Genomic DNA, 1,014 nt, shown 5'->3' on the forward strand with positions numbered 1-1,014 from the left:
GTGGGCTTAACCCGTTTTGCCGATCGCAGCCACATCACGCGTGCGGCCCTGGAGGCCACGTGTTTTCAAACCAGGGAAGTGGTTGAAGCCATGCAAAAAGATGCCGGACGCGAGTTATCGGGCCTGTGTGTTGATGGTGGAATGGTGGCGAATGATCTGCTCATGCAGATGCAGGCTGATATTTTGGGCTCGTCGGTACAGCGTCCGGAAATGATTGAGACCACTGTGTGGGGTGCCGCGCTGGCAGCCGGTATCGGCATTGGTTGGTGGGAGTTTTCGGATGATGACTATGTGGCTGACCGGGTGTGGGAGCCGGAAATGCCAGAAGCCCAGCGTGAGCAGCTCTACCACATGTGGAATCAAGCGGTAGAACGCACGCTGGGCTGGGAAAATGCCGCCGATGACAGCAAATAGGTGCTACGGTCGGCGGCTAACAACTAGTGACTAGCAACTAGCCGCTAGCCATTAGTCGGCATTGATCTGTAGCTCGCCGGTGGAAGGGTCGTAGGTGATGTTTCCGCCCTGGAAATTCACGCGGATCTTCTGGCCGTGTTGGTATTGCTCGCTGGTGGGTAGGCCCAGTTTTTCGAAGCCACCATTGGCCCAAGCTTTGGCGATTTCTCCCCACAGGGCGTTGGTGCCAGCGGTTTCGGAGTCGATGATCACGCCGTTGTCGAACAGCGCGAAGTTTACGTCGTCCGAGGCGCGCACAATGCCGGTGGCTGGAGAGCCCAGCACTGGCCCGATCAGTTTGTTGATTCGTGCCCAGGTCTGCTCGATTTCCGTGTTGCCGGTGAGTTTCACAACCTGGGTGATCAGCGCCGGAACGTCGCCAAGGTGGATGTCTGAGGAAGTCGCCAAACGCTTCAACGTTTCCTCGGTGGACTCGTTCGGTGCTTTGTTCGCGGCGCCATTAGCTTGCTGCAAAATCGCCATGACCAGCGGTGCGATGATCCCGATGGCTTTGACCGCGGTCTGTAACGGGCCGTCGCTAGCCGGGGTCGAGTTTGTGTG

General features: G+C 57.9%; 2 protein-coding genes. One reads left to right on the forward strand and one right to left on the reverse strand.

The genetic code is table 11. From position 1 onward, the window contains the following. A partial coding sequence (locus tag BKN05_RS12205; RefSeq protein WP_286688756.1) for an FGGY-family carbohydrate kinase occupies positions 1-414 on the forward strand: 414 nt, incomplete at its 5' end. 51 nt (positions 415-465) lie between these two features. On the opposite strand, the gene BKN05_RS12210 is transcribed toward BKN05_RS12205, so the two are convergent. After that, the coding region (locus BKN05_RS12210) for an LGFP repeat-containing protein (protein WP_502686346.1) at positions 466-1,014 on the reverse strand (549 nt) is incomplete at its 5' end.

The organism is Corynebacterium sp. S5S1 (genome assembly GCF_001913985.1).
GTDB classification, from domain to species: domain Bacteria; phylum Actinomycetota; class Actinomycetes; order Mycobacteriales; family Mycobacteriaceae; genus Corynebacterium; species Corynebacterium marquesiae.